Genomic DNA, 25,200 nt, shown 5'->3' with positions numbered 1-25,200 from the left:
TTATGACGACGTTGAAAGCGGTTATTCCGGTGGCGGGGTTGGGTATGCGTATGCTGCCCGCGACCAAAGCGATTCCGAAAGAGATGCTGCCGGTGGTCGATAAACCGATTATCCAGCACATCATCAATGAGTGCGTGGCGGCCGGCATCAAGGACATCATCCTGGTGACCCATTCCTCCAAGAATGCGGTCGAGAACCATTTCGATACCTCATTCGAACTGGAAGCGATGCTGGAAGCGCGCGTGAAGCGCTCGCTGCTGGAAGAAGTGCAGTCCATCTGCCCGAAAGGCGTCACCATCATGCATATCCGCCAGGGCCAGCCGCTGGGGCTGGGCCATGCGGTGTTGTGCGCCAAACCGCTGGTGGGCGGCTCGCCGTTCGTGGTGATGCTGCCTGACGTGCTGATTGACGACGCCCAGGCGAGTTACTCACGTGACAACCTGGCGGAAATGGTGCGGCATTTTGAAGAGACCGGTGAAAGCCAGGTGCTGGTGCAGCCGCTGGGTACCGAGGAGCTGCCGAACTACTCCGTGATCAGCTGCGAGAACACCGCGCTGCAACCGGGCGAGACCAGCCGTATCACCAAGATGGTGGAGAAGCCGGACGACACGTCCGGCCTCGACTCCAACCTGGCGGCGGTGGGGCGCTACGTGCTCTCTGCGGATATCTGGCCGTTCCTGGAAAAAACCGAGCCGGGTGCCTGGGGCCGGATCCAGCTGACCGACGCGATTGATGCCCTGAAGGATCACAGCCCGGTCAATGCGCTGGCGCTGAAAGGCACCGCCTACAACTGTGGTGAAAAGCTGGGCTACATGCAGGCTTATGTCAGCTACGGCCTGCGTCACGACAAGCAGGGCGAGGAGTTCAAACAGTGGCTGGCGGAATTTAAAAAGCAGGCCACTGCCTGAGGCGCTCCCCGCGCACTCTGCGATTCTGTTAGATCAGGTTACCGGGCGCGGCTCCCTTTTCAGGGGGCCGTGACCCGGTCCATCGTTAGCACTTCCCTTTATTGACCCACAGACGGTATTGACCCACAGACGGTAATCAATCACAGGCTGGTCCGGCTGCCCATTGTGGCCCGCTGGTCTGCGTTTTTTTGCGCGCTGTTTTCCGCTTTTGTTATGAGGTTCTGATGCGACTGCTTAAAAATTTGACCGATAAAACTAAAAATACCATTAATACTTCCCGCCGGTCGGCACTGACAAAAGTGCTGGTGGGGACACCTCTGGTCGCATTGCTCTCGCTCGAAAAAACCCAGGCTGCCCCTGCGGCGGCCCCCATCACCACCTTACCGCCTGACAACGAGATGACCGGGAAAGATCTGCGCCGCATGATGCGCGCCAGTGACGGCCTGAAGTCCATTGGGCGCTGTTCCAACATCCGCGATCTGCGGAACATTGAGCCGACCATTATCGGCCAGAAAATTGACGTGGCCAGCTACCATCCGGGCTGGTCAGACATTGCCAACGGGGCGCTTGGCGGCGGCGAATTCTGGTATGACGCCGCGGACAAAGAAACACCGGACGACGGCGGCCGGGTGATCGTTACCAAAGAGGGCCGGCGCTGGAAACGCATCACCGACCAGCTGTTGCCGAGCCATTTCGGCTGCGTGCCCGGCGGCAAAGTGGATGTCACCGAGACGATGCGCCGCTACATCAATGCCTGCCGCGGCAAAGTGGTGGATTTCACCAACGGCCCGTGGCTTATCAGCGGCACGCTGGATTTGAGCAACGTGTCGAAAATCGTCAGTGACAGCACCGGCAAATTCATCGTGGACACGGAGAAGTTCCGCGGTGACTGGGCGATCCAGCTCGGTGACCCGAAACAGAAAGCCGGGCAGGGCCGCTGCGGCAGCATCTCCCTGGAAGGCATCCTGAGCGTCTACTCCCGCAGCCGCAGCCGCAAGCTGAACGGCATCTATATGAAAGGGAGCTGGCTGAACATCGGCCACGTGCGCGCCGAAAACTTTAACGGCATCGGCATCTACCAGGATTCCGTGTGGGACTCCACCACCCAGCGCCTGTCGGCGGAGCTGTGCGGCAATATCAGCACGCCGCAGATCAAACTCGGCAGCAACGGCGACACCCATAACGCCTCGCATATCGTCAGCATCCAGAGTGAGCAGGCCTACCACTATTCGCTCTACATCGATGTGCTGCGCGATGTGATTGACAACATCCACGCTGAGCGTACCTACATCCTGACCAATGACGACGGCAGCAAGCTCCAGTCCAATGTCAAATACCGCAACGCGTTTATCCTGCTCGGTAACTCCATCATCAACCACGCCGTGATGGATGCCGCCACCACCAAAACCGCGCCGGACGGCACGCCGGTCACCAGCCACCAGCTCTCCGTCAACCTGAATGCGGATTATGGCGCAGTCAACACCCTGAACGCCCGCAACGGCATCCTGTGCACCAATTTCGGCCATCTTTCGACCTTCGACGTGGTGGCGTGTGACGCCTGGTACTTCTCCGACCCGGCCACCAAACTGACGATTTCTGACCTGCGCGCCAAACGCGTGGTCGCCTCTTCCGATCTTCAGTTCACCAACTGCGTAATTTCAGAGGAATTCGAATTACGCTTTAACGCGAAAAATGTGACCATGAGCTCAGTAGATATCGGATTGATTGATTTTACAGCGGAATATCAGGGCGACATCAGCTTCTCCAACTGTCATATCAAGACGATCAAGGGGCTGGGCAAGCCGAAACCGGCGTTTTCCGTCACGGTATTCCGCGATTGCCGTATCGATACCCTGAACGGGGCCAACGGGTCGCGCGCCAGATTCTACGGTGGATACATTAACACCATTAATCTGGCGTCGGGCAGCAGCACCGAATTCTACGACCTCTCCTGCGCCGGCTTCGGCTACCAGGGCAGCGCAGAATTCATTACCCGCGGTGTGCGGGCGCAGAAGGTGAGCAACTGGGCGCACCCGCAGCATGTGCCGTTCCCGGCGGGGACCACCACCGATGTGCTGGGCGAGATCAAGGCCGGCCAGCCGTTCCGCTACATCAATGTGGACGGCAAAACCGGCTGGCGCGGCGAGAAGTAAGCCGCGCAGGGCAGGGCAATAGCGGGAAAAGCAATGCACACGCAGTAAGCCGTGGCCCGTCTGCGCAGGCAGGCGGGTAGGACAAGTAAAAGAAAAGGCGCCAGGGGGGCGGGAGACGCGCCTGGCAGCCGGTTAAGGAAAAGCACGTCATGACCTTTTGGCAAGTGGACATAACAATATGAGCTTACGCGAAAAAACAGTGAAAGGGGCCAAGTGGTCCGCCATGTCGACCTTTATCGTCATCGGGCTGAGCTTCTTACAGATGACGATTCTGGCGCGCATGATTGACGGCCGGGAGTTCGGGCTGCTGACCATTGCGATGGTGGTGATCGCGCTGGCGGATACCCTGTCCGATTTCGGCATTTCTAACTCGATTATCCAGAAAAAAGATATCACCGAAGTGCAGCTCACCACGCTCTACTGGCTGAACGTCTGCATCGGCATCACCGTCAGTGCACTGGCCTTTGTGTTCAGCGGGCTGATTGCCCACCTGTTGCACGCGCCGGGGCTGGAGCCGCTGATCAAGGTGCTGGCGCTGGCGTTCCTGGTGATCCCGCATGGGCAGCAGTTCCGTGCGCTGATGCAGAAAGAGCTGGAGTTCTCCACCATCGGCATGATTGAGTCGCTGTGTGTGCTGGTCGGCTTCGTGACCACGCTGGCCGTGGCCTATGTCTACCCGTTCGCGATGGCGGCGATCATCGGTTACCTGGTCAACGCCGTGGTGCGTACCGCGCTGTTCGCCTACCACGGCCGCAAAATCTACCGCCCAAGCTTCAGGTTCTCATTCCCGGCGGTGAAGGAGAACATCAAATTCGGTGCGTACCTTACCGCCGACAGCCTGGTGAACTTCATCAATACCAACGTTTCGACCGCCATCCTGGCGCGTACGCTGGGCCCGGTGGTCACCGGCGGGTACAACCTGGCGTATAACGTCGCGGTCATGCCGCCGACGCGCCTGAACCCGATCGTCACCCGCGTGCTGTTCCCGGCCTTCTCCAAAATCCAGGATGACATCACCAAGCTGCGTGACAACTTCTACAAGCTCATCTCGCTGGTCGGGGTGATTAACTTCCCGGCACTGCTGGGGCTGATGGTGGTGTCCAACAACTTCGTGCTGTTTGTGTTCGGTGAGAAGTGGGCCTTCATCATCCCGATCCTGCAAATCCTCTGCATTGTTGGCCTGCTGCGCTCCGTGGGTAACCCCATCGGCTCGCTGCTGATGGCCAAAGCGCGTGTGGACATCAGCTTCAAGTTCAACGTGTTTAAAGTCTTCCTGTTTATCCCGGCGATGATTATCGGCGCGAAAACAGGCGGCGCAGTCGGGGTGGCGCTCGGGTTCCTGCTGGTGCAGATCCTGAATACCTACCTCAGCTATTTCATCCTGATCCGGCCGGTACTGGGCAAAAGTTATCGCCAGTATGTGGAAAGCCTGTGGCTGCCGTTCAAGATGACGATTCCTACCCTTGTCGTCAGCTGGGCGGCAGGGTTTGCGTTACAGTCCCACCTGTCTGTGGGGTCGGTGTTATTTATTCAGATAGTGCTGGGTGTCACTGCGTTTGCCCTGGTGTTGTTGTTCAGCCAGGCACCTCTGGTGTTGGAAGTGAAAGCGCAATTAATTAAAAACGAGAAATTACGGAAATTATTTAGGGCGGAATGCTAACCATGAATCATATGCAAACTTTGAAAAATGACTTGTCTGTTATCGAAAAAGTAGTACCGCGCGGCAGTAAAATTATTTATCTGGACTATCCGCTGCATCTGAACGTGGGCGACTTGCTGATTTTGAAAGGGGCAGAACAATTTTTTAAAGAGAACAACTATGATGTGCTGGTTCGCCGCTCGGACCAGACCAGTATGCAGTATGTGGAAAAAACCCAGAGCATTCCGCAGGATGTCACCATCGTACTGCACGGTGGCGGCAACTTCGGTGACCTCTACCCGGCGCACCAGCGCCTTCGTGAGGCGGTAGTCACCAAGTTTAAACATAACCGGGTGATCATCTTGCCGCAGACCGTGCACTTCAAAGATCAGGCGAACCTGGAGGCATCCGGCCGCATCTTTAAGCAGCACCCAAACCTGACCATCTTCTGCCGCGACACCAACAGCAAGAAGATCCTGGAGACCCACTTCTGCGACAACGTGGTACTCTGCCCGGATATGGCCCACTCCCTGTGGAACGTTTTCCCGCAACAGCGTAAAGAGAACATCAAACACGACCGGATGTGGATGATCCGCCGTGACATCGAAGAAACCAACCTGAGCGGCCTCGGCGAAACGCCGGACCCGGCGCACTGTGTTGACTGGCACGATATCTGTACCGACCGCGATCGCGAGTTCATGGTAATGATGCACCGCTTTGAACGCCTGAACCGCAAGATCCCGGGCAACCTGTTCCCGACCACCCGCATGTGGTATCGCTATACTGACAAGCTGGTGGCACGGGTCAATGAGCTGTTCATGTCATATCAGTCAGTGACCACCTCACGTATGCACGGCCATATCCTGTGCTGCCTGCTGAAGATGGATACCCGGCTGCTGGATAACTCTTATGGCAAGAACTCCGGTTACTATGAATCCTGGACCAAGTCGGTTCCCGGCTGTGAGTTAGTGAAACTATGAGCACAGACAAATCATCTGCGACACTTTCCGTCATTATCCCGGTATACAACGTCAAAAATTACCTGGAGACCGCGGTCGATTCGATCCTGAACCAGACGGTAATGCCGTCTGAGGTGGTGATCGTTGATGACGGCTCCACGGACGGCTCCGGCGATATGCTGGAGCAGTTGTACGGGCATATTCCTTTTGTGCGTATTGTTCATACGGAGAACCGGGGCCTCGGCGAGGCCCGTAATGAAGGTAACCGCCACGCCACCGGCGACTACATCTACTATTTCGACTCCGATGACGTCGCGGTGCCGACGCTGGTGGAGAGCTTTTACCGCCACCTGGCTGCCTACCCGGCGCTGGACATCTACTGCTTCTCTGCGGCGTCGTTCTGGGATGTGGTGCCGGAAGACCCGGAGGCCGCCAAACTGTTGCCGCAGTATGATCGTCAGCTCAACCAGGCGTATGAAAGCGGCGTCAGCGCGTTTAATATCCTGTCCGAGCGCAGCGCGTTTTACCCGAACGCCTGGCTGTATGTGTTCCGCCGCTCGCTGATTGTCGACAACAACCTCTGGTTTATGCCGATCATCCACGAGGATGAGGAGTTCACGCCGCGCCTGTTCTTTGTGGCCCAGCAGGTGGTCTCTTCCACCGAGGTGCTGTTCCGCCGCCGGGTGCGCATGGGCTCGATCATGCAGACCAACCGCAGCGAGCGGAACGTCATCGGCTATATCGAGAGCATCCGCAGCCTGGAAGCGCTGAAAGCCCAGGCGCAGGACAGCACGGTGATCAAAAACCTCTCTACCCGTATCCTGAATAACATCATCGCCATCTACCGCATCCTGAAAGAGGATGGCGTGGTGCTGTCGGAGGAGAGCAGCCGCCGGTTCAACGATTTGCTGGAGCGCAACAGCACCCCGCAGGTCAAGCTGGCCGGCCGCAGCCTGTTCGCCTTCCGCGTCTATAACTTTGCCCAGCGCCGCGCGAAACAGCTGTTCGGCAGCTGATCGCCCGGCCCCCGTGACAGCCCCGGAGGCAATACGCCCGCCGGGGGCTGTCCGTCTGGGGAGACGTGCGGTATGATGAAAAAAGAGTGAAATTGCAACACGTTACCCATCTATCTTTTTGTCAGTCTGGCCGATGTGCCAATCAGGAGTGACTATGTCTATTCTCGTTACCGGCGGTGCCGGTTTTATCGGTTCTCATACGGTGCTCAGCCTGTTGTCACGCGGTGACGACGTGGTAGTGCTGGATAACCTCTCCAACGCGTCTGCGGAGTCCCTGCACCGGGTCGAGCAACTGGCCGGCAAAGCCCCGGCCTTCTACCAGGGCGACATCCTTGACCGTGCCTGCCTGCAAACCATTTTTGCTGAGCACCAGATTGACGCGGTGATCCACTTCGCCGGCCTGAAAGCCGTTGGGGAATCGACCCGCAAGCCGCTGGAGTATTACGAGAATAACGTCAGCGGCACCGTGGTGCTGCTGGAAGAGATGCGCCGCGCCGGCGTCTACAACTTTATTTTCAGCTCCTCTGCCACCGTGTACGGCACCGATGCGCCGGTCCCTTACGTGGAGACCACCCCGATCGGCGGCACCACCAGCCCGTACGGCACCTCCAAGCTGATGGTGGAGCAGATCCTGAAGGATTACGCCAAAGCGGATGAGAAGTTCAAGGTCATCGCCCTGCGTTACTTCAACCCGGTGGGTGCCCATGAGTCCGGCCTGATTGGCGAAGACCCGAACGGCATCCCGAACAACCTGCTGCCTTACATCGCCCAGGTGGCGATCGGCAAACTCGAGTCGCTGGGGATTTTCGGCGGCGACTACGAGACCAAAGACGGCACCGGCGTGCGTGACTACATCCATGTGATGGATCTGGCGGAAGGCCACCTGAAGGCGATGGATCACCTGCCGAACCTGCAGGGTTACAAAGCCTACAATCTCGGTGCCGGTGTGGGTTACTCGGTGCTGGAGATGGTGCAGGCATTCGAGAAGGCATCCGGCCGTAAAGTGCCGTACAGCATCAAGCCGCGCCGCGACGGCGACCTGCCGGCCTTCTGGGCCGATGCCCGCCTGGCCAAGCAGGAACTGGACTGGGAAGTCACGCGTGACCTCGACACCATGATGCGTGATACCTGGAACTGGCAGAGCAAGAACCCGAACGGCTATAAGGCGTAATTGCCGGCTGTTGACGAAAGGCACCTGCGGGTGCCTTTTTTGATCGCAGCGCTTTTTTTCCAGACAGGGCAGGGGGTTAGCCAGGCATAATTCGCTGCGGGATCTGGTCAGGCAGCGGGCAGCGTGTATACTGCGGCGGCGCGAATTCGGATTATTCGCACTGTTATGTCAGCGGACGTACACGCAACACAGCCCGGCCAGGGCGGTGCGGGCGGGGCTTCCGCTGCCCCTGGTTACCCGCGAAGAGGTAAGTGAAATCATGATGAAAGCCGTTATCCCGGTTGCCGGCCTGGGCACCCGTATGTTGCCCGCCACCAAGGCGATCCCGAAAGAGATGCTGCCGATTGTGGATAAGCCCCTGATCCAGTACATCGTCAATGAGTGCGCGGCCGCCGGCATCAAAGAGATTATTCTGGTGACCCACTCCTCCAAAAATGCCATTGAGAACCACTTCGACACCTCGTTTGAACTCGAAAGCATGCTGGAGTCGCGCGTCAAACGGCAGTTGCTGGACGAAGTGCAGTCCATCTGCCCGAAAGGCGTCACGGTGATGAACGTGCGCCAGGGGCACTCCAAGGGGCTGGGCCATGCGATCCTCTGCGCCCGCCCGCTGATTGGCGATGCACCGTTCGCCGTGCTGCTGCCGGACGTGCTGATGGATGATGTCTCCTGCGACCTGAAGAAGGACAACCTGGCCGCGATGCTGGCGCGTTTTGAAGAGAGCCAGACCAGCCAGATCATGGTCGAGCCGGTGCCGCAGCAGGACGTGTCCAAATACGGCATCGTGGATTGTGCCGGCAAGGCACTGGCGGCCGGCGCTTCCACGCCGATGCACGCGATTATTGAGAAGCCGGACGCTGACAACGCGCCGTCAAACCTGGCGGTGGTGGGCCGTTATGTGCTGTCGAAAGAGATCTGGCCGCTGTTGCAGGTGACGCCATACGGTGCCGGTAATGAGATCCAGCTCACCGACGCCATCGCCATGCTGATGGCAGAGCACCCGGTTGAAGCCTATGCGATTGTTGGCCGCTCGCACGACTGCGGCGACAAATTCGGCTACCTGAAAGCCTTTGTCGAGTACGGGATGCGCCACCCGACCCAGGGCGCAGCATTCAGCGCCTGGCTGAAACAGACCCTGGCTTCCTGAGCCGCGCGGTAAACGCATGCCATAAAAAAAGCACAGCCTGCGCTGTGCTTTTTTGTTCTGCCTGGCCGCAATTATTCTGCGATCAGGTCTTTCAGGTATTGCCCATAAGCGGTTTTCGCCAGCATCTGCGCCTGCTCCGCTACCTGCTCAGCACTCAGCCAGCCCTTGCGGAACGCAATCTCTTCCAGGCACGCGACTTTGAAGCCCTGACGCTTTTCAATGGTGTGAATGAACTGTGACGCCTCAACCAGGCTGTCATGGGTGCCGGTATCCAGCCAGGCAAAACCGCGCCCCAGCAGTTCCACTTTCAGCTCACCCTGTTGCAGGTACATTTCATTCAGGGTGGTGATTTCCAGCTCGCCGCGGTGCGACGGCTTGACCTGCTTGGCCATCTCCACCACACGCTCGTCGTAGAAATAGAGCCCGGTCACCGCCCAGTGGGATTTCGGGTGCAGCGGCTTCTCTTCGATCGACAGGGCATTGAAGTTGTCATCGAACTCCACCACGCCAAAGCGCTCCGGGTCCATCACCTGATAGCCGAACACCGTGGCGCCGTGGGTGCGCTCGGCAACGGATTCCAGCTTCTTGCCGAAGCTCTGGCCGAAGTAGATGTTATCCCCCAGCACCAGGGCGCAGCGTTCACCGTTGATGAACTCTTCACCAATGATAAACGCCTGGGCCAGGCCATCCGGGGACGGCTGCTCAGCATACGAGAGGGACAGGCCAAACTGCGCACCGTCACCCAGCAGGCGTTTAAAGGCCGGCAGGTCATCCGGCGTGCTGATGATCAAAATCTCCCGGATACCGGCCAGCATCAGCACGGAGATCGGGTAGTAAATCATCGGCTTATCATAAATAGGAAGCAGTTGCTTCGAGATGCCGCGTGTAATCGGGTAAAGGCGGGTGCCGGAGCCGCCCGCTAAAACGATGCCTTTCATTGACTCACCTTCCAGGTAATTATTTTTGCAGGCCGAGACGCTCGCCGGCGTAAGCACCGTTTTGCACGCGCTGCCACCACTCTTTATTGTTCAGATACCACTGCACGGTTTTCAGGATACCGCTTTCAAACGTCTCTTCCGGTGTCCAGCCCAGGGTGCGCTCAATTTTGCTGGCATCAATGGCGTAGCGCATATCGTGGCCCGGACGATCGGTAACATAGGTGATCAGGTCAGCAAAGTGGGTGACGCCCGCAGGTTTTTCAGCGATCAGCTCATCCAGGATGCCGCAGATGGTTTTCACCACGTCGATGTTTTTGCGCTCGTTATGGCCGCCGATGTTGTAGGTTTCACCAATCTCGCCTTCGGTGACCACCTTATACAGTGCGCGCGCGTGGTCTTCGACGTACAGCCAGTCACGGATCTGCTGGCCGTTGCCGTATACCGGCAGCGGTTTCCCGGCCAGCGCGTTCAGGATGATCAGCGGGATCAGTTTTTCCGGGAAGTGGTAAGGGCCATAGTTGTTCGAGCAGTTGGTCACCAGCGTCGGCAGGCCGTAGGTACGCTGCCAGGCGCGCACCAGATGGTCGCTGGAGGCTTTCGAGGCAGAGTAAGGGCTGCTCGGCGCGTACGGGGTGGTTTCGGTAAACAGGTCATCAGTGCCGTGCAGGTCACCATACACCTCATCGGTGGAGATATGGTGCAGGCGGAAGGCCGCCTTGCGCTCACCGTCCAGGGTGCCCCAGTAGTGACGGGCCGCTTCCAGCAGGGAGTAGGTGCCGATGATGTTGGTTTCGATAAAAGCGGCCGGGCCGTCGATAGAGCGGTCAACATGGCTCTCAGCGGCCAGGTGCATCACAACGTCAGGCTGGTAATCGGCAAACAGCGTATCGAGGGCAGGGCGGTCGCAGATGTCCACCTGCGCGAAATGATAACGTGCATTGTCCGCCACTGCGGCCAGCGACTCCAGGTTCCCTGCATAGGTGAGGCTGTCCACCACCAGAACGCTGTCGTCCGTGTGGTTAATGATGTGGCGCACCACCGCCGAACCGATGAACCCTGCTCCACCCGTAACCAAAATTTTCATAAACGTAGACTCATATCTGGAATATTTACTCTCACGTCACTGCCGTGAGTCGCTCAGACGTATCGATGGCACCCGCTGCCGGATGCAACACCCTGATACAAAACCGACGAATTATACCTGTTGGCAAGATATGCTCAACAGGAATGGTCGAGGATTTAAAGATAAGTGAAACTGACGTATTTCTTATTTTTCAGATTAATCGCAAAGAAAAACAGAATAGCCGGATCGGCAAGGGATTTTATTGGTCAATAATACGCCTCAATAAAATAAACCCTAAAACTAATAGGAAGCTAATTATGCAGGGAATAGCGTACGGGGCAGAAAAGAACGCTGCCCGCGGGCGAACGTGCGCCTTAAACAGGTCAGGCCAAACGCGTGTGAAAAGGAGTTGTGAAGTAGAACGCGGAACGTGTAACCTTCACCCTGTTTAACCCGAGATATTTCCTTTAAGAAGGTTCTGGCATAACGATCATTGTGCTACCATTTTGGGGTAAATAACACCCGCAATCAGGCGCATAATTGATGTGTTTTGATAGGATATTTTCCCAGCGGAATGAGATATCGGCAGCACGTTTGCGTGTCAGTATATGAGTGAATGACGAAATGAATGTGATTGAGACCCGGGTAAAAGGTGTAAAACTGATCGAGCCAAAGGTATTTGGCGATCAGCGCGGCTTCTTTTTAGAAACATTCCAGCGGGATCGCTATCAGGAAATGCTTGATATTGATCTGGAATTTGTTCAGGACAACCACTCGCGCTCCTCGCAGGGTGTATTGCGCGGCCTCCATTTCCAGACCGCCAGGCCACAGGGTAAACTGGTGCGTGTGGTACGGGGCGAAGTGTTTGATGTCGTGGTCGATATCCGGCCGGATTCCCCCTCGTTCAAACAATGGGTGGGCGTGACGCTGTCTGAAGAGAACAAAAACCAGCTGTGGGTACCGCCTGGCCTGGCGCACGGGTTTGTCGTGATTTCAGAGTTTGCCGATTTTGAATACAAGTGCACGGATTACTATGATCCGGCCAACGAAGGCTGCCTGATTTGGAACGACCCGGACGTCGGCATCGAATGGCCGGTGGCTGAGCCGCGGCTTTCCGCGAAAGACCAGCTGGGCAAAACGTTCTCTGAATTGTTCTGAACAGACGCAATGCCTTTACTGAGGCCCCGGGGAAACCCCGGGGCCTTTTCCCTTATAAAGGCTGAGTGACCGATCTTTATTCAAGGTAATAAAAACGATTATGAAACTGTTGATTGTTGGCGGGGCCGGGCAGGTCGGCAAGGAGCTGGTAAGCCGTGCACCGGCAGACTGGGAGATTCTGGCGGTAGACCGCCAACAGCTCGATATTACTGACAGCGCAGCGGTTCACCGTCAGGTGACGGGCTTTGGCCCCGATGTCATCATTAATGCGGCGGCCTACACCGCCGTTGACCGCGCAGAGAGCGAGCAGGCACTGGCCTACGCCATTAACCGTGACGGCCCAGCGGCGCTGGCGGCAGCGGCGGCGTCCACCGGCGCGGCATTACTGCATATCTCCACGGATTATGTTTTCCCCGGCGATAAAGCCGGCACGTACCAGGAAGATGACCAGACCGGGCCGACCGGTGTGTACGGTGCCAGCAAACTGGCCGGGGAAGAGGCGGTTGCGGCGGCCTGCCCACGCCATATTATCTTGCGCACGGCCTGGGTGTTTGGTGCCCACGGCAATAATTTTGTGAAGACCATGATTCGCCTGGCACGGGATCGTGACCAGCTCTCCGTGGTCAGTGACCAGCTGGGCAGCCCCACCTATGCGGGCGATATCGCTGACACGCTGCTGGCCATCGCGCGCCGGGTGGCCGGCAAGCCGGACGCGCCGTGGGGCGTTTACCATTACAGCGGGGCCCCTTATACCTGCTGGTCTGATTTTGCCGGTGCCTTGCTGGATCAGGCGGTCGCCGCCGGCATCATTGCCGCAAAACCACGCATCAACCCGATTACCACGGCAGAATACCCCACGCCTGCGCAACGCCCGGCCAACTCCCGGCTGGATTGCCGCAAAATTGAGGCGGCGTTCGGGATTGCCCCCAGCGACTGGCAGGCTGCCCTGCGTGATATCACCCGCTATGCGTAACGGCATGGCTCAGTAATGCTGGTTCACCATACCCCTGTAAGCCTCTGCCTGCCGCCCGTTTTGCGCGGCAGGCAACATGTGCCGGCAGGGTTCAGGACGTAAGGTAAGAGAAAGGTAATGAATCCACATTCACGTAAGCCCACCTCGCTGCTCTCGCTGGCAGCCACCACCTGGGGGCACCGGAACCTCATTTTTCAGATGGCCAAACGGGATGTTATCGGCCGTTACAAAGGTTCGGTCATGGGGCTGCTCTGGTCCTTTATTAACCCGATATTTATGCTGGCGGTCTACACACTGGTGTTCTCCGTGGTCTTTAAGGCCCGCTGGGCCGGTGGCGGTGCCACAGAGTCCAAAACCGATTTCGCCGTCATCCTGTTTGTCGGCCTGATTATTCACGGGCTGTTTTCCGAGGTGCTTAACCGCGCGCCGTTCCTGATTGTCCAAAATGCGAACTATGTCAAAAAGGTGGTGTTTCCGCTGGAAATCCTGCCTATCGTGACCCTCTGCTCGGTGCTGTTCCACAGCCTGATAAGCCTTATCGTGCTGGTGATTGCCTTCTTTATCTTTAATGGCTTCCTGCACTGGACGGCGATATTTGCGCCGCTGGTATTTTTGCCTTTGCTGTTCCTGACGCTGGGGCTGGCGTGGTTTGTCGCGTCACTCGGGGTGTTTCTCCGGGACGTCGGCCAGACCGTGTCACTGCTGATGATCGTGACCATGTACCTGTCCACGGTGTTTTTCCCGATTTCTGCCCTGCCGCAAGAGCTGCAGCCCGTCATTCTGCTGAATCCGCTGACCTTTATTATTGAGCAGGCCAGGGCGGTATTGATCTGGGGAAAAATGCCTGATTTTGCCGGCCTGGGCACCTATGCCCTGGTTGCCCTGGGTGTGATGTGGCTGGGTTATGCCTGGTTCCAAAAGACGAGAAAAGGGTTTGCTGATGTCCTCTGAAGATTTTGCGATCCGCATTGAAAATATAAGCAAATGCTATCAGGTTTATGAAAGCCCGGTCCGTCGCCTCAAACAGTTCATTGTCCCTCAGCTGGATCGCCGTCTTGGCCGCCAGCCGCGGGTTTACCACCAGGATTTCTGGGCACTGCGGGATGTCTCTTTGGCGCTGCCGCGCGGCCAGACCATGGGGATTGTCGGCCGTAACGGTTCCGGTAAATCGACCCTGTTGCAGATTATTGCCGGTACCCTGACACCGACGTCCGGTGACGTTAAGGTCAACGGCCGGGTGGCGGCACTGCTGGAGCTGGGCGCCGGGTTTAACACGGATTTCAGCGGGCGCGACAACGTGTACCTGAATGCTTCCCTGCTGGGGTTAAGCAAAGAGGAGACCGATGCCAAACTGGATGACATCCTGTCGTTTGCTGACATCGGCCACTTTATCGACTCCCCGGTGCGGGCTTATTCCAGCGGGATGCTGGTGCGCCTGGCGTTTGCCGTTCAGGCGCAGATTGACCCGGAAATTCTGATTGTTGACGAAGCGCTGGCGGTCGGTGATGCCAAATTCCAGGCCAAGTGCTTTGCCCGCCTGAAAAAGCTGAAAGAGCAGGGCACCTCTATCCTGTTTGTCTCCCATGCCACTGAGCAGATTGTCACCCATTGTGACACGGCACTGCTGCTGGATGGCGGCAACGTCCAGGTACAAGGCAAGCCGCGTGATGTGGTTAACCGCTACCTGGATATCCTGTTCGGTAAACCGCAGGCAGAAAAAGGGGCGCGTGAAGAGGCGGAGGCGCTGATTGAAGAAGCCGTTATCGGCGAAACGGCGCGCTCCGCACGGGAAGAGGGAAAAACGGCCTCTGCCGTTGCCGGAAACCTGAAAAATCTGGTGAATGGCGCGTATGAGGAGCGGGTAAATTATAACCCGGCGGAATACCGCTGGGGTGATCGCGCTGCTGAGCTGGTGGACTTCCATCTGCAGCAGGATGACGAGCCCTATCCGGTGAGCCTGACGCCGCGCAAAGATATCCGCTTTGTGTTTCGCGTCCGCTTCAACAGCCTGGTTGTCCGGCCTATTTTCGGTTTTGCCGTAAAAACCAAAGAGGGGGTGACCATTTACAACACCAACTCTGAAATCCAGAATATCGAGCTGCTGAATGAAGGCATGGCCGGTGCTGAGGCCCTGGTGACCGTGGTGATGCCGGTCACGCTGTATGAAGGCGATTATTTTGTCTCCGTAGGCATTGCCAGTTGCTCTGCGGCCGGTGAAATCATTCCACATGACCGCCGTTATGATTCAATCCATCTCACTGTGCAACCGGTAGGGACGTTCACCGGTTTGGCTGATTTGAATGCGAGAATTAAATTTGAAACAGATTGATGTACCACACCGCCTCTCCACACACGGTTTTTCACTGAATGAACAAACCGGTGTCTGGTGCCTGAATACTCAGCAAGAGTTCGCCTATAACGACGGGGATGAGGTTGAAAACTACGTGCTGGACGCGGTAACGCAGGCCCGCGACCTGAGCGTCTACTCGCTGGAGCTGAGTGAGAAGATGAAGGACTGGCCCTCCACGTACCATCTTATTTCACGCCGTTCAAATCTGTTGCTGCCGTTCAAATCCTGGTTTGCCGGGAAACGGGTACTGGAAATCGGCTGTGGTTGCGGGGCTATCACCCGCTTCCTCGGCGAGTCCTGTGCAGAGGTCGTTTCTGTTGAAGGCAGCCCGCGGCGTGGGCAGATTGCCCGCCAGCGTACCCGTGACCTGCCGAACGTCACCGTCATTTCCGCGCCCAGTGACCAACTGCCGGATTTAGGCGAGTTCGATGCGGTCTTGCTGATCGGTGTGCTGGAATATGCCAACGTCTTCCTGGGGACGCAGGGCCAGCAGCATCTGCTGCAGGATTGCGAACGACGCCTTAGCCCGGAAGGCCGCCTCTTCGTCGCCATTGAAAACAAACTGGGCCTGAAATATTTCGCCGGTGCCAATGAAGATCACCTCGGCAAGCCCATGGTGGGGATCAACAACGCCTACGCAGACAACGGGGTGTCCACGCTTGGCCGCCAGGATCTGATCGCCTTGTTGGGCCGCAGCGGTTTTAACAGCGTAGAAGAGTACCTGCCGCTGCCGGACTATAAGTTGCCGGTTACGGTGGTGACACCGGCTGGCTGGCAGGAGAGTGCTGCCCAGCTGAGCCATTTGGCCATTGAAACCGTACACCAGGACCCGCAGCAGATCCCGGAGTACCTCTTCTCACTGGAACAGGCGACCAAAAGCATCTGGGAAAACGGCCTGGCACCGGATTTGGCCAACTCCTTCCTGATGGTCAGCAGCCGCCGGCCAGAAGCACCGATCCACCCGCAAACCGCCGCGTACCACTATTCCGATGGCCGGATCCCGGCCTTTAACAAAGTGACCCGCTTTGAGCATACAAAAACCGGTGACCTGTCAGTCATCACCGGCCCGATGGTCGAGCACACGGCTGGGCTGAGCCCGGTTTGCCGTAATCAGCCGGAAGAGAACGCATTTATCCACGGCAGCTCACTGTGGCAGGATCTGCTGAAGTTGGTGAATGGCTCAGGCTGGCGCATCGAGCAGGTTTGTGACTGGGCGGCCATCTGGCTGGACAGTCTGCTGACCCGCGCCGGGCAGCCAACGGGGCGTTATGACAAAGATCTGGCGCTGCCTGCCGAATATCAGGATGCCTTGCCCTTTAACGCTATCCGCACGCCTTCCGGCGAGATTGTCTATTTTGACCTGGAATGGGAACTGGACGCCTCTGTGTCGCTGGGGTATGTCGCCTACCGCGGGATCTACCACTCCCTGTTCCGTATCACGTCACTGGAGAGCCTGCCGCCGGAGTGCAACAGCAATGTTTTCCAGCTGACCCTGTCGTTGATGCAGGCGCTGGGCTTTGATTGTGACGAAGAGGATGGCCGGGCTTATCTGGAGCAGGATGCTGCCTTTATGGCCCGTATCCAGAATAAGGTTGCCGCGCCGATTGCGGATCAGTTGCGCCCGGTCACACTGCGGACCCGGATCAATCTGCCGCAGCTGGCTGAGCACATTGGCCAGTTACGCGCGTCCGCCGAAAAAGAGACATTGACCTTCCAGCAGTATATTGACCGCCTGACGCAGGAAAACAATTTGCTGGTTCAGGTGCAGCATATTCTGACCAAAGAGAATATGACGCTGGATGAGCGGCTGAATGCCCTGAGCATCATGCCTGACCCGGTAGGTTACTCCCAGGAGGAGGTTGACGCGCTGCATCAGCAAATTGCTGAGCTGAGCCAGCAAGCTGCTGATCTGAATCATCATCTGGCCAATCTCAACCAACATGCCGTCAACCTTGACCACAATCTGAGCGGCGTGTATGCCTCAGCGAGCTGGCGTGCCACCGCCCCGTTACGGGCCATCAGCCGCCGTTTGCCGGCAGATAAACGCAAATATGCGCATTTTGCCGTGCATAAAGCACACTCTGTTGGCCGCCTGGCAAAAAATGCGCCGCACTATGCCCGCGAAATGGGGGGCTGGAAACCGCTCGCCAAGCTGGTCTACCGTACCCTGCGTCGTGAAGGCGTCAGCGGCATTCTGTCCCGTGCGCGCGGAAAATTGAATCAGGCGGCGATTGAAACGCCGGCCCAGCGCCGTGCCGACTATGTCGAGTGGGTGGCGCTTTACGACACCTTCGATGAGGCAAAGCGCGACCAGGCACGCCAGGAGATTGCGGCGTTCGCACGCCACCCGGTCATCAGCGTCGTGATGCCGACCTATAACCCGCCGGCCGATTTACTGAGCGAAGCCATTGAGTCTGTGATGCGCCAGGTCTACCCGCACTGGGAACTCTGCATTGCGGATGATTGCTCGCCAAACGCTGAGGTACAGCAGGTCCTGAAGTCCTATGCGGCGCGCGACCCACGGATCAAAATCTGCCTGCGCGAACAGAATGGGCATATCTCCGCAGCCAGTAACAGCGCGCTGGCGCTGGCCAGCGGCGAGTATATCGCCCTGCTGGACCATGATGATCTGCTGCCGGAAAACGCCTTGTTTGACGTCGCGAAAGCGGCGCTGGCGCACCCTGATGCCGCCATGTTCTACAGCGATGAGGACAAAATTGACCCTGAGGGCGTGCGCTGCCACCCTTATTTCAAGCCGGACTGGAACCCGGATCTGTTCCTGTCGCAAAATATGTTCTCGCACCTTGGGGTCTATAAGCACAGCCTGATTAAAGAGATCGGCGGGTTCCGGCTGGGGGTGGAAGGGAGCCAGGATTACGATCTGGCTTTGCGTTGCATAGAGGTTGCCGGTCACCAGGCGGTGCACCATATCCCGAAAGTGCTTTACCACTGGCGGATTATCCCCGGCAGTACCGCTGCCGGCGGGGGCGAAAAACCTTATGCTTTCCTGGCCGCCATGCGTGTGGTCAAAGAGCATCTTGAGCGCTGCAACATCCGGGCGGAGGTAGATGAAGCGGTAGAGGGCATGTCGATGATGCGGGTGAAATATGCCCTGCCTGACGTGTTGCCGCTGGTGTCTATCATTATCCCGACCCGCAACGGCAAGCAGTTGGTGCAGCAGTGCATTGACAGCATTACGGAAAAAACCACGTATCCGAACTATGAAATCATCCTGGTGGATAACGGCAGTGATGATGCAGATGCGCTGGCCTATTTTGCCGCGCTTGATCAGCATGACAACATTACCGTATTGCGCGATGACCGCCCCTTCAACTATTCCGCCCTGAATAATGAGGCGGTAAATGTGGCCCGCGGTGAGCTGGTCTGCCTGCTCAATAATGATATTGAGGTGATTACGCCTGACTGGCTGGATGAAATGGTCAGCCATGCAGTGCGCCCTGAGATCGGCGCTGTGGGGGCCCGTTTATGGTATCCGAATGATACGTTGCAACATGGCGGCGTGATTCTGGGGATGGGCGGGGTAGCCGGGCATGTGCATTTAGGGATTACCCGTGATAACCCCGGTTACTTTGGCCGGGCCTGGCTGGTTCAGAACTATTCGGCAGTGACAGCCGCCTGTTTGTTGATCCGGAAGGAGATTTATACGGCGGTGGGCGGCCTGGAAGAGGAAAACCTGACCGTAGCCTTCAATGATGTCGATTTCTGTATCCGCGTGCGTGATGCGGGCTACCGTAATCTTTGGACACCTTTTGCTGAGCTGTATCACCACGAATCAGCGACGCGGGGCAATGACCTTGCGCCGGAAAAAATTGAGCGGTTCAAACGCGAAATTGCCTATATGGAACAGACTTATCAGCATGCGATGACGTGTGATCCGGCGTTTAACCCCAACTTTACACTGATGAATAATCACTTTGCCTTAGCATTCCCACCCCGAACCCCGACAGAATAAACAGGGTTAAAAAAGGGAGGTTTTTTACCTCCCTTTGTTCTTATTCAGGCTATATAAGATGTGGGTGTAATGCGGGTTGTCATGAAGAAAAATAACGCAGAAATAACAGGGCGGGTCGCCATTCTGCTCGGTACCTATAACGGTGCCGGGCATCTGGCTGATCAGCTGGACTCTTTCCGGGCGCAGACGTACCCGCACTGGGCGCTGTGGGCATCAGATGATGGGTCAACGGATGCCACCCCGGCAATAATTGAGCAGTTTCTCCGGCAGCCGGGCGTGAACGGGCAGTTGTTGTCCGGCCCGCGGCGGGGTTTTTGTGACAATTTCATGTCGATGGTGTGTCATCCGGCGATTGAGGCGGAGTATTATGCTTTTTCTGATCAGGATGATGTCTGGCTGGATGACAAGCTGAGCCGGGCAGTGGCCTGGCTGGAAACGGTCGACCCGGCGGTGCCGGCGCTGTATTGCTCCCGGACCCGGCTTACGGACAGTGAAGGCACGCCCACGGGGCTGTCGCCGGACTACCGTAAAGCGCCGGGGTTCGGCAATGCGCTGCTCCAGAACATTGCCAGCGGCAATACCATGGTCTTTAATCACCAGGCCCGGCGGCTGTTGCAAAAGGCACAAGGGACGCCGATGGTGGTGCATGACTGGTCGCTCTACCAGATTGTCAGCGGCTGCGGCGGCGCTATCCGGTTCGACCCGGCCCCCACCGTGCTCTACCGCCAGCACAGCAATAACCAGATTGGCAATGGAATGTCACCCCTCCGGCGTCTGCGTAACTTTATTGCCGCGCATAAGGGAAGGGCAGCCGGCTGGAATGACCGCAACTACCAGGTGCTGATGCGCGTGGCCGATGATCTCACCCCTGACAACGCCCGGCGGCTGGCGGCGTTCAGGCAGATCCGCCACAGTGGCTTGCTGGCGCGCCTGCGGTTATTTGCGGCCTCCGGCCTTTACCATCAGCAACCGGCAGGTATGCTGACTACGCTCACGTATGTGCTGCTCAACAGACTTTAATTTTGGTGTCTTTGGTGAAAATAATTGCTTCTCTGGTGCTGTATAAGCACCTGTATCAGGATGTTCAAGAAACGCTGACCTCGCTGTTCAATGAGGAGAGCATCGCTAAGGTGGTCATCGTGGATAACGGTGCCCACTGCGGCTGGCTCTCTACCCTGACCCATGAGAAGCTGGACGTCATCACGCTGCCCATCAACCGGGGTTTTGGGGCGGGCCATAATGCCGTGATTACGCGTTATCGCCAACAGGCAGAATTTATTCTGATCTGTAACCCGGATATCGCCTTTGCACAGGGCGAAGTGGACAAACTTTACGCCTTCAGCGTACGCCACCAGACCGGGTTGTCGATCCCGAAAGTGGTTTACCCGGACGGCAGCCTGCAACATGGCTGCAAATTGCTGCCCTCGCCCTACCAATTGCTGATCCGCCGGTTTATCTCGCGTTTTTCCAGCAATATCAATACGGAATACGAGCTGCGTAACGCCGATTACAGCCGGCCGTTTTTTGCGCCGTCGCTCTCCGGCTGCTTTATGCTGCTGAGCCGGCGTGCGCTGTCAGATGTCGGTGGGTTCGATACCCGCTTTTTCCTTTATCTGGAAGATGTGGATCTCTCACGCCGGGTTTGCCAGGCGCAGCACGTGGTGCGTTACTGCCCGGATGCGCTGGTGATCCATGAGTCCCAGCGCCGTTCTTACCGGGATGTCCGGTTCTTGCTGTTCCATATCACCTCCGCTATCCGCTATTTCAATAAGTGGGGTTGGTTCAGTGACCGGCAGCGTAAAAGTCTTAATCAGCGCTGCCTGGCAGAATTGCCGAACGCCAAATAACCGCAGCCGGCGGGGATTTAACAGGGCATCTGCGCATTGTTCACTAAAATTAAGCGTCTGCCCGCGCATTTTGCCCTGTATTTTTTCAATGTTACCGGTAAAGTAATCCGGCAGACCCGTAAGGCGGCAGGGAAGGGCGTGTGCCGGCAGCCAGGCGTTGTAAGAAGAATGTAATGGCTGTGATAGGTACACGGGCGCCTTTTCTCATGTACAATGCGGGTGTTCATCTGTGAGATCCGGCGCATTAAATCCCCTGATAACAGAGGGTTATGCAGTAATCGGGTTATCGTATATTTCAGACAGGAGTTGCTAATGTCCAAACAACAGATCGGCGTTGTCGGTATGGCGGTCATGGGCCGTAACCTCGCGCTTAACATCGAAAGCCGTGGTTATTCCGTTTCCATTTTTAACCGTTCAGGCGATAAGACCGATGAAGTCATCGCGGAGAACCCAGGCAAAAACCTGGTGCCTCACTACACGGTTGAAGAGTTTGTTGAGTCGCTGGAAAAACCGCGTCGCATCCTGCTGATGGTGAAGGCCGGCGAAGCAACCGACAAAACCATCGCCTCCCTGACCCCGCACCTGGATAAGGGTGACATCCTGATCGATGGCGGCAACACCTTCTATAAAGACACCATCCGCCGTAACCGCGAACTCTCTGAGCAAGGCTTCAACTTCATCGGCACCGGCGTTTCCGGCGGTGAAGAGGGCGCGCTGAAAGGCCCGTCCATCATGCCTGGCGGTCAGAAAGAAGCGTACGAACTGGTTGCCCCGATCCTCGAGCAGATCGCTGCCCGTGCTGAAGGCGAAGCCTGCGTGGCTTACATCGGTGCTGACGGCGCCGGCCACTATGTGAAAATGGTGCACAACGGCATCGAGTACGGCGACATGCAGCTGATTGCTGAAGCTTACTCCCTGCTGAAAAATGCCCTGAACCTGAGCAACGACGAGCTGGCGAAAACCTTCAGCGAGTGGAACGAAGGCGAACTGAGCAGCTACCTGATCGACATCACCAAAGATATCTTCACTAAGAAAGATGAAGAGGGTAACTACCTGGTGGATGTGATCCTGGACGAAGCCGCCAACAAAGGCACCGGGAAATGGACCAGCCAAAGCTCCCTGGATCTGGGCGAGCCGCTGACCCTGATCACCGAATCCGTGTTTGCACGCTACCTCTCCTCACTGAAAGAGCAGCGCGTTGCGGCCTCTAAAGTGCTGAGCGGCCCGGCGGTGAAAACCGTTGAAGGTGACAAAGCTGAGTTCATCGAGAAAGTGCGCCGTGCGCTCTACCTCGGCAAAATCGTCTCTTACGCGCAGGGCTTCTCTCAGCTCAAAGCCGCGTCTGACGAGAACAACTGGGATCTGAACTACGGCGAAATCGCCAAGATCTTCCGCGCCGGCTGCATCATCCGCGCCCAGTTCCTGCAGAAGATCACCGATGCCTACGCAGAAAACGCTGCTATCGCGAACCTGCTGCTGGCACCGTACTTCAAAAACATCGCTGACGAATACCAGCAGGCGCTGCGTGACGTTGTGGCTTACGCGGTGCAGAACGGCATCCCGACCCCGACCTTCTCTGCGGCCATCAGCTACTACGACAGCTACCGTTCTGCGGTACTGCCGGCGAACCTGATCCAGGCACAGCGTGACTACTTCGGCGCGCACACCTACAAGCGCATCGACAAAGACGGCGTGTTCCACACCGAGTGGCTGGACTAATCTCCGCCCCGGCGTCACCGCCATCCAGAAAAAAGCCGCCGGGTATCAGCCCGGCGGCTTTTTTTATGGCGCAACGTCAGCGGTTACTGGTGGCGCTGGCGCAGGTTGGCGATCACGTCGCTCAGGGAGAGATCCTGATCCTGCAACAGCACCAGCAGGTGATAGACCAGATCAGACGCCTCATTGGTCAGCTCGTTGCGGTCATGCACCGTGGCAGCCAGGGCCGTCTCCACGCCTTCTTCCCCGACTTTCTGGGCGATGCGTTTGGTGCCGCTGGCATACAGGCTGGCGGTGTAGGAGCTGGCCGGGTCGGCGGTTTTGCGCTCAGCCAGCAGCTGCTCAAGCTGGTAGAGGAAGCCCCAGTCGCTGGCGGCCGGGCTGAAACAGCTGGAGGTGCCGAGGTGGCAGGTCGGGCCGATTGGGTTGGCCAGCACCAGCAGGGTGTCGTGGTCACAATCCGCAGTGATGCTGACGACTTTCAGGAAATGGCCGGAGCTTTCGCCTTTGGTCCACAGCCGCTGTTTGGTGCGGGAGAAAAAGGTCACGTTGCCGCTCAGCTCAGTGGCTTCCAGCGCCGCCGGGGACATGTAACCCAGCATCAGCACCTCGCCGGACACGGCGTGCTGGATGATGGCCGGCATCAGGTTGTCGGTTTTTGCCCAGTCAAGCTGGGCCTTTTGCTGTTCAGTTAACACAGTCGGATCTCCACGCCGTTCTCAGCCAGGTAGGTTTTCAGCTCGCCGATATTGATAATTTGTTTATGGAACACCGAGGCCGCCAGCGCGCCGTCCACCCCGGCGACCTTAAAGGCGGCCAGGAAGTGTTCCATCGTCCCGGCGCCGCCGGAGGCGATCAGCGGCACATGGCAGGCGTCCCGCACCAGCTTCAGCTGGGTCAGATCATAGCCGTTGCGCACGCCGTCCTGGTTCATCATGTTCAGTACAATCTCGCCTGCGCCGCGTGCCTGCACCTCTTTCACCCAGTCCAGCGTCTGCCAGGTGGTGACTTTGGTGCGGCTCTCGTCACCGGTGTACTGGTTGACGTGGTAGAGGCCGGTGTCGGCGTCAAACCAGGTATCGATGCCGATCACAATGCACTGCACACCGAAGCGGTCGGCCAGCCGGGTGATCAGCGACGGGTCCGCCAGGGCCGGGGAGTTGATCGAAATCTTATCCGCGCCGAACGACAGGATCTGCGCCGCGTCGTCGGCGGTTTTGATGCCGCCCGCCACGCAGAACGGGATGTCGATCACTTCCGCCACCCGCGCCACCCAGCTTTTATCCACTACCCGGCCGTCTGACGAGGCGGTGATGTCATAAAACACCAGCTCGTCCGCGCCTTCCTGTGCGTAGCGCTGCGCCAGCGGCACGATGTCACCGATGATCTCATGGTTGCGGAACTGCACGCCCTTGACCACCTGGCCGTCTTTTACATCGAGACAGGGAATTATCCGTTTTGCCAGCATGCGATCGCCTCTTTCACGTTGAATTTACCTTCCAGCAGGGCACGCCCCACAATCACACCCTGTACGCCGCTGTCGCGCAGGGCCGCGATGTCGTCCAGGTTGCCGATGCCGCCGGAAGCCTGAAACGCCACCTGCGGGTAACGGCGGCTGACGTCGCGGTAAAGGGCCACGTTGGAGCCGGCCAGCGTGCCGTCACGCGAAATATCGGTACAGAGCACATGTTTCAGGCCAAACGGCAGGTACGCCTCCACCAGCTGTTCCAGCGTGGCGTCGGAGTTCTCCTGCCAGCCGCTCACGGCCACCTGTTTGGTGCCGGCTGCATCAATGCGCACATCCAGGGCCAGCACCAGCGCGTCCGCGCCGAAGCGCTCAAACCAGCCCTGCACGGTTTTTTGTTCTTTCACGGCGGTGGAGCCCACCACCACGCGGGCTGCGCCGGCGGCCAGCAGCGCCTCAACATCCTGCTCAGTGCGGATACCGCCGCCGACCTGTACCGGCACGCTGACCCCGGCCAGCAGGCTGCGCAGCAGCGGGATCTGGCGCGCGGCAGGGTCTTTCGCGCCGGTAAGATCCACCAGGTGCAGCACCTGCGCCCCTTGTTGCTGATAATCCTGCAAACGCGGCAGCGGGGTGTTGCCGTAGTCGCGCTGCTGGCCATAGTCGCCCTGATGCAGCCGGACGACGCTGCCGTCGATCAGATCCAATGCGGGAATAATCATGC

The 25,200-nt window shown here is 57.7% G+C and carries 20 protein-coding genes; 15 read left to right on the top strand and 5 right to left on the bottom strand.

Annotated elements, in window-relative coordinates; genetic code table 11:
• Positions 1–2 precede the first annotated feature (2 nt).
• The 7 genes from galU (JK232_RS01345) to galU (JK232_RS01315) all read left to right on the top strand — a co-directional run bounded on the left by galU (JK232_RS01345) (position 3) and on the right by galU (JK232_RS01315) (position 8,993).
• Entirely contained in the window at positions 3–908 is a 906-nt protein-coding gene (gene galU, locus JK232_RS01345) for a UTP--glucose-1-phosphate uridylyltransferase GalU (RefSeq protein ID WP_212588668.1), read from the top strand.
• A 224-nt stretch (positions 909–1,132) separates the two neighbouring features.
• Complete coding sequence (locus JK232_RS01340) at positions 1,133–3,061, top strand: hypothetical protein (RefSeq protein WP_072928436.1); 1,929 nt, start codon at positions 1,133–1,135, stop codon at positions 3,059–3,061.
• Between the two features lie 178 nt (positions 3,062–3,239).
• Positions 3,240–4,721, top strand: coding sequence for an MOP flippase family protein (locus JK232_RS01335; protein WP_072928437.1), 1,482 nt, complete (start codon positions 3,240–3,242; stop codon positions 4,719–4,721).
• An 11-nt stretch (positions 4,722–4,732) separates the two neighbouring features.
• Positions 4,733–5,680: a polysaccharide pyruvyl transferase family protein gene (locus tag JK232_RS01330; RefSeq protein WP_165698490.1), complete on the top strand. Its 948-nt coding sequence runs from the start codon at positions 4,733–4,735 to the stop codon at positions 5,678–5,680.
• A complete protein-coding gene (locus JK232_RS01325) occupies positions 5,677–6,675 on the top strand; it encodes a glycosyltransferase (protein ID WP_072928439.1) in 999 nt (332 codons plus the stop codon). Before JK232_RS01330 ends, JK232_RS01325 begins: the two co-directional genes overlap by 4 nt.
• 154 nt (positions 6,676–6,829) lie before the next feature.
• Positions 6,830–7,846: a UDP-glucose 4-epimerase GalE gene (gene galE, locus JK232_RS01320; protein ID WP_072928440.1), complete on the top strand. Its 1,017-nt coding sequence runs from the start codon at positions 6,830–6,832 to the stop codon at positions 7,844–7,846.
• A gap of 259 nt (positions 7,847–8,105) precedes the next feature.
• Complete coding sequence (galU, locus tag JK232_RS01315; RefSeq protein WP_072928592.1) at positions 8,106–8,993, top strand: UTP--glucose-1-phosphate uridylyltransferase GalU; 888 nt, start codon at positions 8,106–8,108, stop codon at positions 8,991–8,993.
• Positions 8,994–9,064: 71 nt separating this feature from the next.
• Here the strand turns inward: galU (JK232_RS01315) and rfbA are convergent, their stop codons facing one another.
• Together rfbA and rffG are read right to left on the bottom strand one after the other, a co-directional pair.
• Positions 9,065–9,931, bottom strand: coding sequence for a glucose-1-phosphate thymidylyltransferase RfbA (gene rfbA / locus JK232_RS01310; RefSeq protein WP_072928441.1), 867 nt, complete (start codon positions 9,929–9,931; stop codon positions 9,065–9,067).
• Between the two features lie 19 nt (positions 9,932–9,950).
• On the bottom strand, positions 9,951–11,015 hold the full coding sequence (rffG, locus tag JK232_RS01305) for a dTDP-glucose 4,6-dehydratase (RefSeq protein ID WP_101828582.1): 1,065 nt from the start codon (positions 11,013–11,015) through the stop codon (positions 9,951–9,953).
• A gap of 603 nt (positions 11,016–11,618) precedes the next feature.
• Between rffG and rfbC the strand changes: the two genes are divergently transcribed.
• The 8 genes from rfbC to gndA all read left to right on the top strand — a co-directional run bounded on the left by rfbC (position 11,619) and on the right by gndA (position 23,014).
• Positions 11,619–12,152 carry a dTDP-4-dehydrorhamnose 3,5-epimerase gene (rfbC, locus tag JK232_RS01300; RefSeq protein WP_072928593.1) on the top strand — a complete coding sequence of 178 codons (534 nt, stop codon included), beginning with the start codon at positions 11,619–11,621 and terminating at the stop codon, positions 12,150–12,152.
• A 100-nt stretch (positions 12,153–12,252) separates the two neighbouring features.
• Positions 12,253–13,125 carry a dTDP-4-dehydrorhamnose reductase gene (rfbD, locus tag JK232_RS01295; RefSeq protein ID WP_072928443.1) on the top strand — a complete coding sequence of 291 codons (873 nt, stop codon included), beginning with the start codon at positions 12,253–12,255 and terminating at the stop codon, positions 13,123–13,125.
• Positions 13,126–13,242: 117 nt separating this feature from the next.
• Complete coding sequence (locus JK232_RS01290) at positions 13,243–14,076, top strand: ABC transporter permease (protein WP_072928444.1); 834 nt, start codon at positions 13,243–13,245, stop codon at positions 14,074–14,076.
• Positions 14,066–15,454 (top strand): ABC transporter ATP-binding protein, encoded by a 1,389-nt coding sequence (locus JK232_RS01285; RefSeq protein WP_212588667.1) that lies wholly within the window; start codon positions 14,066–14,068, stop codon positions 15,452–15,454. Before JK232_RS01290 ends, JK232_RS01285 begins: the two co-directional genes overlap by 11 nt.
• Entirely contained in the window at positions 15,441–19,448 is a 4,008-nt protein-coding gene (locus JK232_RS01280) for a glycosyltransferase (protein WP_212588666.1), read from the top strand. The genes JK232_RS01285 and JK232_RS01280 overlap by 14 nt, the downstream gene beginning before the upstream one ends.
• An 81-nt stretch (positions 19,449–19,529) precedes the next feature.
• A complete protein-coding gene (locus JK232_RS01275; protein WP_101828584.1) occupies positions 19,530–20,468 on the top strand; it encodes a glycosyltransferase family 2 protein in 939 nt (312 codons plus the stop codon).
• 14 nt (positions 20,469–20,482) lie between these two features.
• Entirely contained in the window at positions 20,483–21,295 is an 813-nt protein-coding gene (locus JK232_RS01270; RefSeq protein ID WP_072928595.1) for a glycosyltransferase family 2 protein, read from the top strand.
• A gap of 312 nt (positions 21,296–21,607) precedes the next feature.
• On the top strand, positions 21,608–23,014 hold the full coding sequence (gndA, locus tag JK232_RS01265) for an NADP-dependent phosphogluconate dehydrogenase (protein ID WP_072928447.1): 1,407 nt from the start codon (positions 21,608–21,610) through the stop codon (positions 23,012–23,014).
• Positions 23,015–23,097: 83 nt separating this feature from the next.
• Here the strand turns inward: gndA and hisIE are convergent, their stop codons facing one another.
• From hisIE to hisA, 3 genes are read right to left on the bottom strand one after another with little or no spacing between them, the layout of a single operon-like run.
• Positions 23,098–23,709, bottom strand: a complete 612-nt coding sequence (gene hisIE, locus JK232_RS01260) for a bifunctional phosphoribosyl-AMP cyclohydrolase/phosphoribosyl-ATP diphosphatase HisIE (protein WP_072928448.1) — start codon at positions 23,707–23,709, stop codon at positions 23,098–23,100.
• On the bottom strand, positions 23,703–24,479 hold the full coding sequence (gene hisF / locus JK232_RS01255) for an imidazole glycerol phosphate synthase subunit HisF (protein ID WP_072928449.1): 777 nt from the start codon (positions 24,477–24,479) through the stop codon (positions 23,703–23,705). The genes hisIE and hisF overlap by 7 nt, the downstream gene beginning before the upstream one ends.
• Positions 24,461–25,198 carry a 1-(5-phosphoribosyl)-5-[(5-phosphoribosylamino)methylideneamino]imidazole-4-carboxamide isomerase gene (hisA, locus tag JK232_RS01250; protein ID WP_072928450.1) on the bottom strand — a complete coding sequence of 246 codons (738 nt, stop codon included), beginning with the start codon at positions 25,196–25,198 and terminating at the stop codon, positions 24,461–24,463. Before hisA ends, hisF begins: the two co-directional genes overlap by 19 nt.
• Positions 25,199–25,200: the final 2 nt, after the last annotated feature.

This window comes from Nissabacter archeti (assembly GCF_018257325.1).
Lineage (GTDB): Bacteria > Pseudomonadota > Gammaproteobacteria > Enterobacterales > Enterobacteriaceae > Chimaeribacter > Chimaeribacter arupi.
Note: the sequence above shows the minus strand (reverse complement) of the source record. Positions and strands in the feature narration are given on the sequence as shown.

Excerpts from the sequence above, each read along its gene's own strand:
- galU (WP_212588668.1), top strand. The coding sequence starts at position 3 with ATGACGACGTTGAAAGCGGTTATTCCGGTGGCGGGGTTGGGTATGCGT.
- JK232_RS01340 (WP_072928436.1), top strand. The coding sequence starts at position 1,133 with ATGCGACTGCTTAAAAATTTGACCGATAAAACTAAAAATACCATTAAT.
- JK232_RS01335 (WP_072928437.1), top strand. The coding sequence starts at position 3,240 with ATGAGCTTACGCGAAAAAACAGTGAAAGGGGCCAAGTGGTCCGCCATG.
- JK232_RS01330 (WP_165698490.1), top strand. The coding sequence starts at position 4,733 with ATGCAAACTTTGAAAAATGACTTGTCTGTTATCGAAAAAGTAGTACCG.
- JK232_RS01325 (WP_072928439.1), top strand. The coding sequence starts at position 5,677 with ATGAGCACAGACAAATCATCTGCGACACTTTCCGTCATTATCCCGGTA.
- galE (WP_072928440.1), top strand. The coding sequence starts at position 6,830 with ATGTCTATTCTCGTTACCGGCGGTGCCGGTTTTATCGGTTCTCATACG.
- galU (WP_072928592.1), top strand. The coding sequence starts at position 8,106 with ATGATGAAAGCCGTTATCCCGGTTGCCGGCCTGGGCACCCGTATGTTG.
- rfbA (WP_072928441.1), bottom strand. The coding sequence starts at position 9,931 with ATGAAAGGCATCGTTTTAGCGGGCGGCTCCGGCACCCGCCTTTACCCG.
- rffG (WP_101828582.1), bottom strand. The coding sequence starts at position 11,015 with ATGAAAATTTTGGTTACGGGTGGAGCAGGGTTCATCGGTTCGGCGGTG.
- rfbC (WP_072928593.1), top strand. The coding sequence starts at position 11,619 with ATGAATGTGATTGAGACCCGGGTAAAAGGTGTAAAACTGATCGAGCCA.
- rfbD (WP_072928443.1), top strand. The coding sequence starts at position 12,253 with ATGAAACTGTTGATTGTTGGCGGGGCCGGGCAGGTCGGCAAGGAGCTG.
- JK232_RS01290 (WP_072928444.1), top strand. The coding sequence starts at position 13,243 with ATGAATCCACATTCACGTAAGCCCACCTCGCTGCTCTCGCTGGCAGCC.
- JK232_RS01285 (WP_212588667.1), top strand. The coding sequence starts at position 14,066 with ATGTCCTCTGAAGATTTTGCGATCCGCATTGAAAATATAAGCAAATGC.
- JK232_RS01275 (WP_101828584.1), top strand. The coding sequence starts at position 19,530 with ATGAAGAAAAATAACGCAGAAATAACAGGGCGGGTCGCCATTCTGCTC.
- gndA (WP_072928447.1), top strand. The coding sequence starts at position 21,608 with ATGTCCAAACAACAGATCGGCGTTGTCGGTATGGCGGTCATGGGCCGT.
- hisF (WP_072928449.1), bottom strand. The coding sequence starts at position 24,479 with ATGCTGGCAAAACGGATAATTCCCTGTCTCGATGTAAAAGACGGCCAG.
- hisA (WP_072928450.1), bottom strand. The coding sequence starts at position 25,198 with ATGATTATTCCCGCATTGGATCTGATCGACGGCAGCGTCGTCCGGCTG.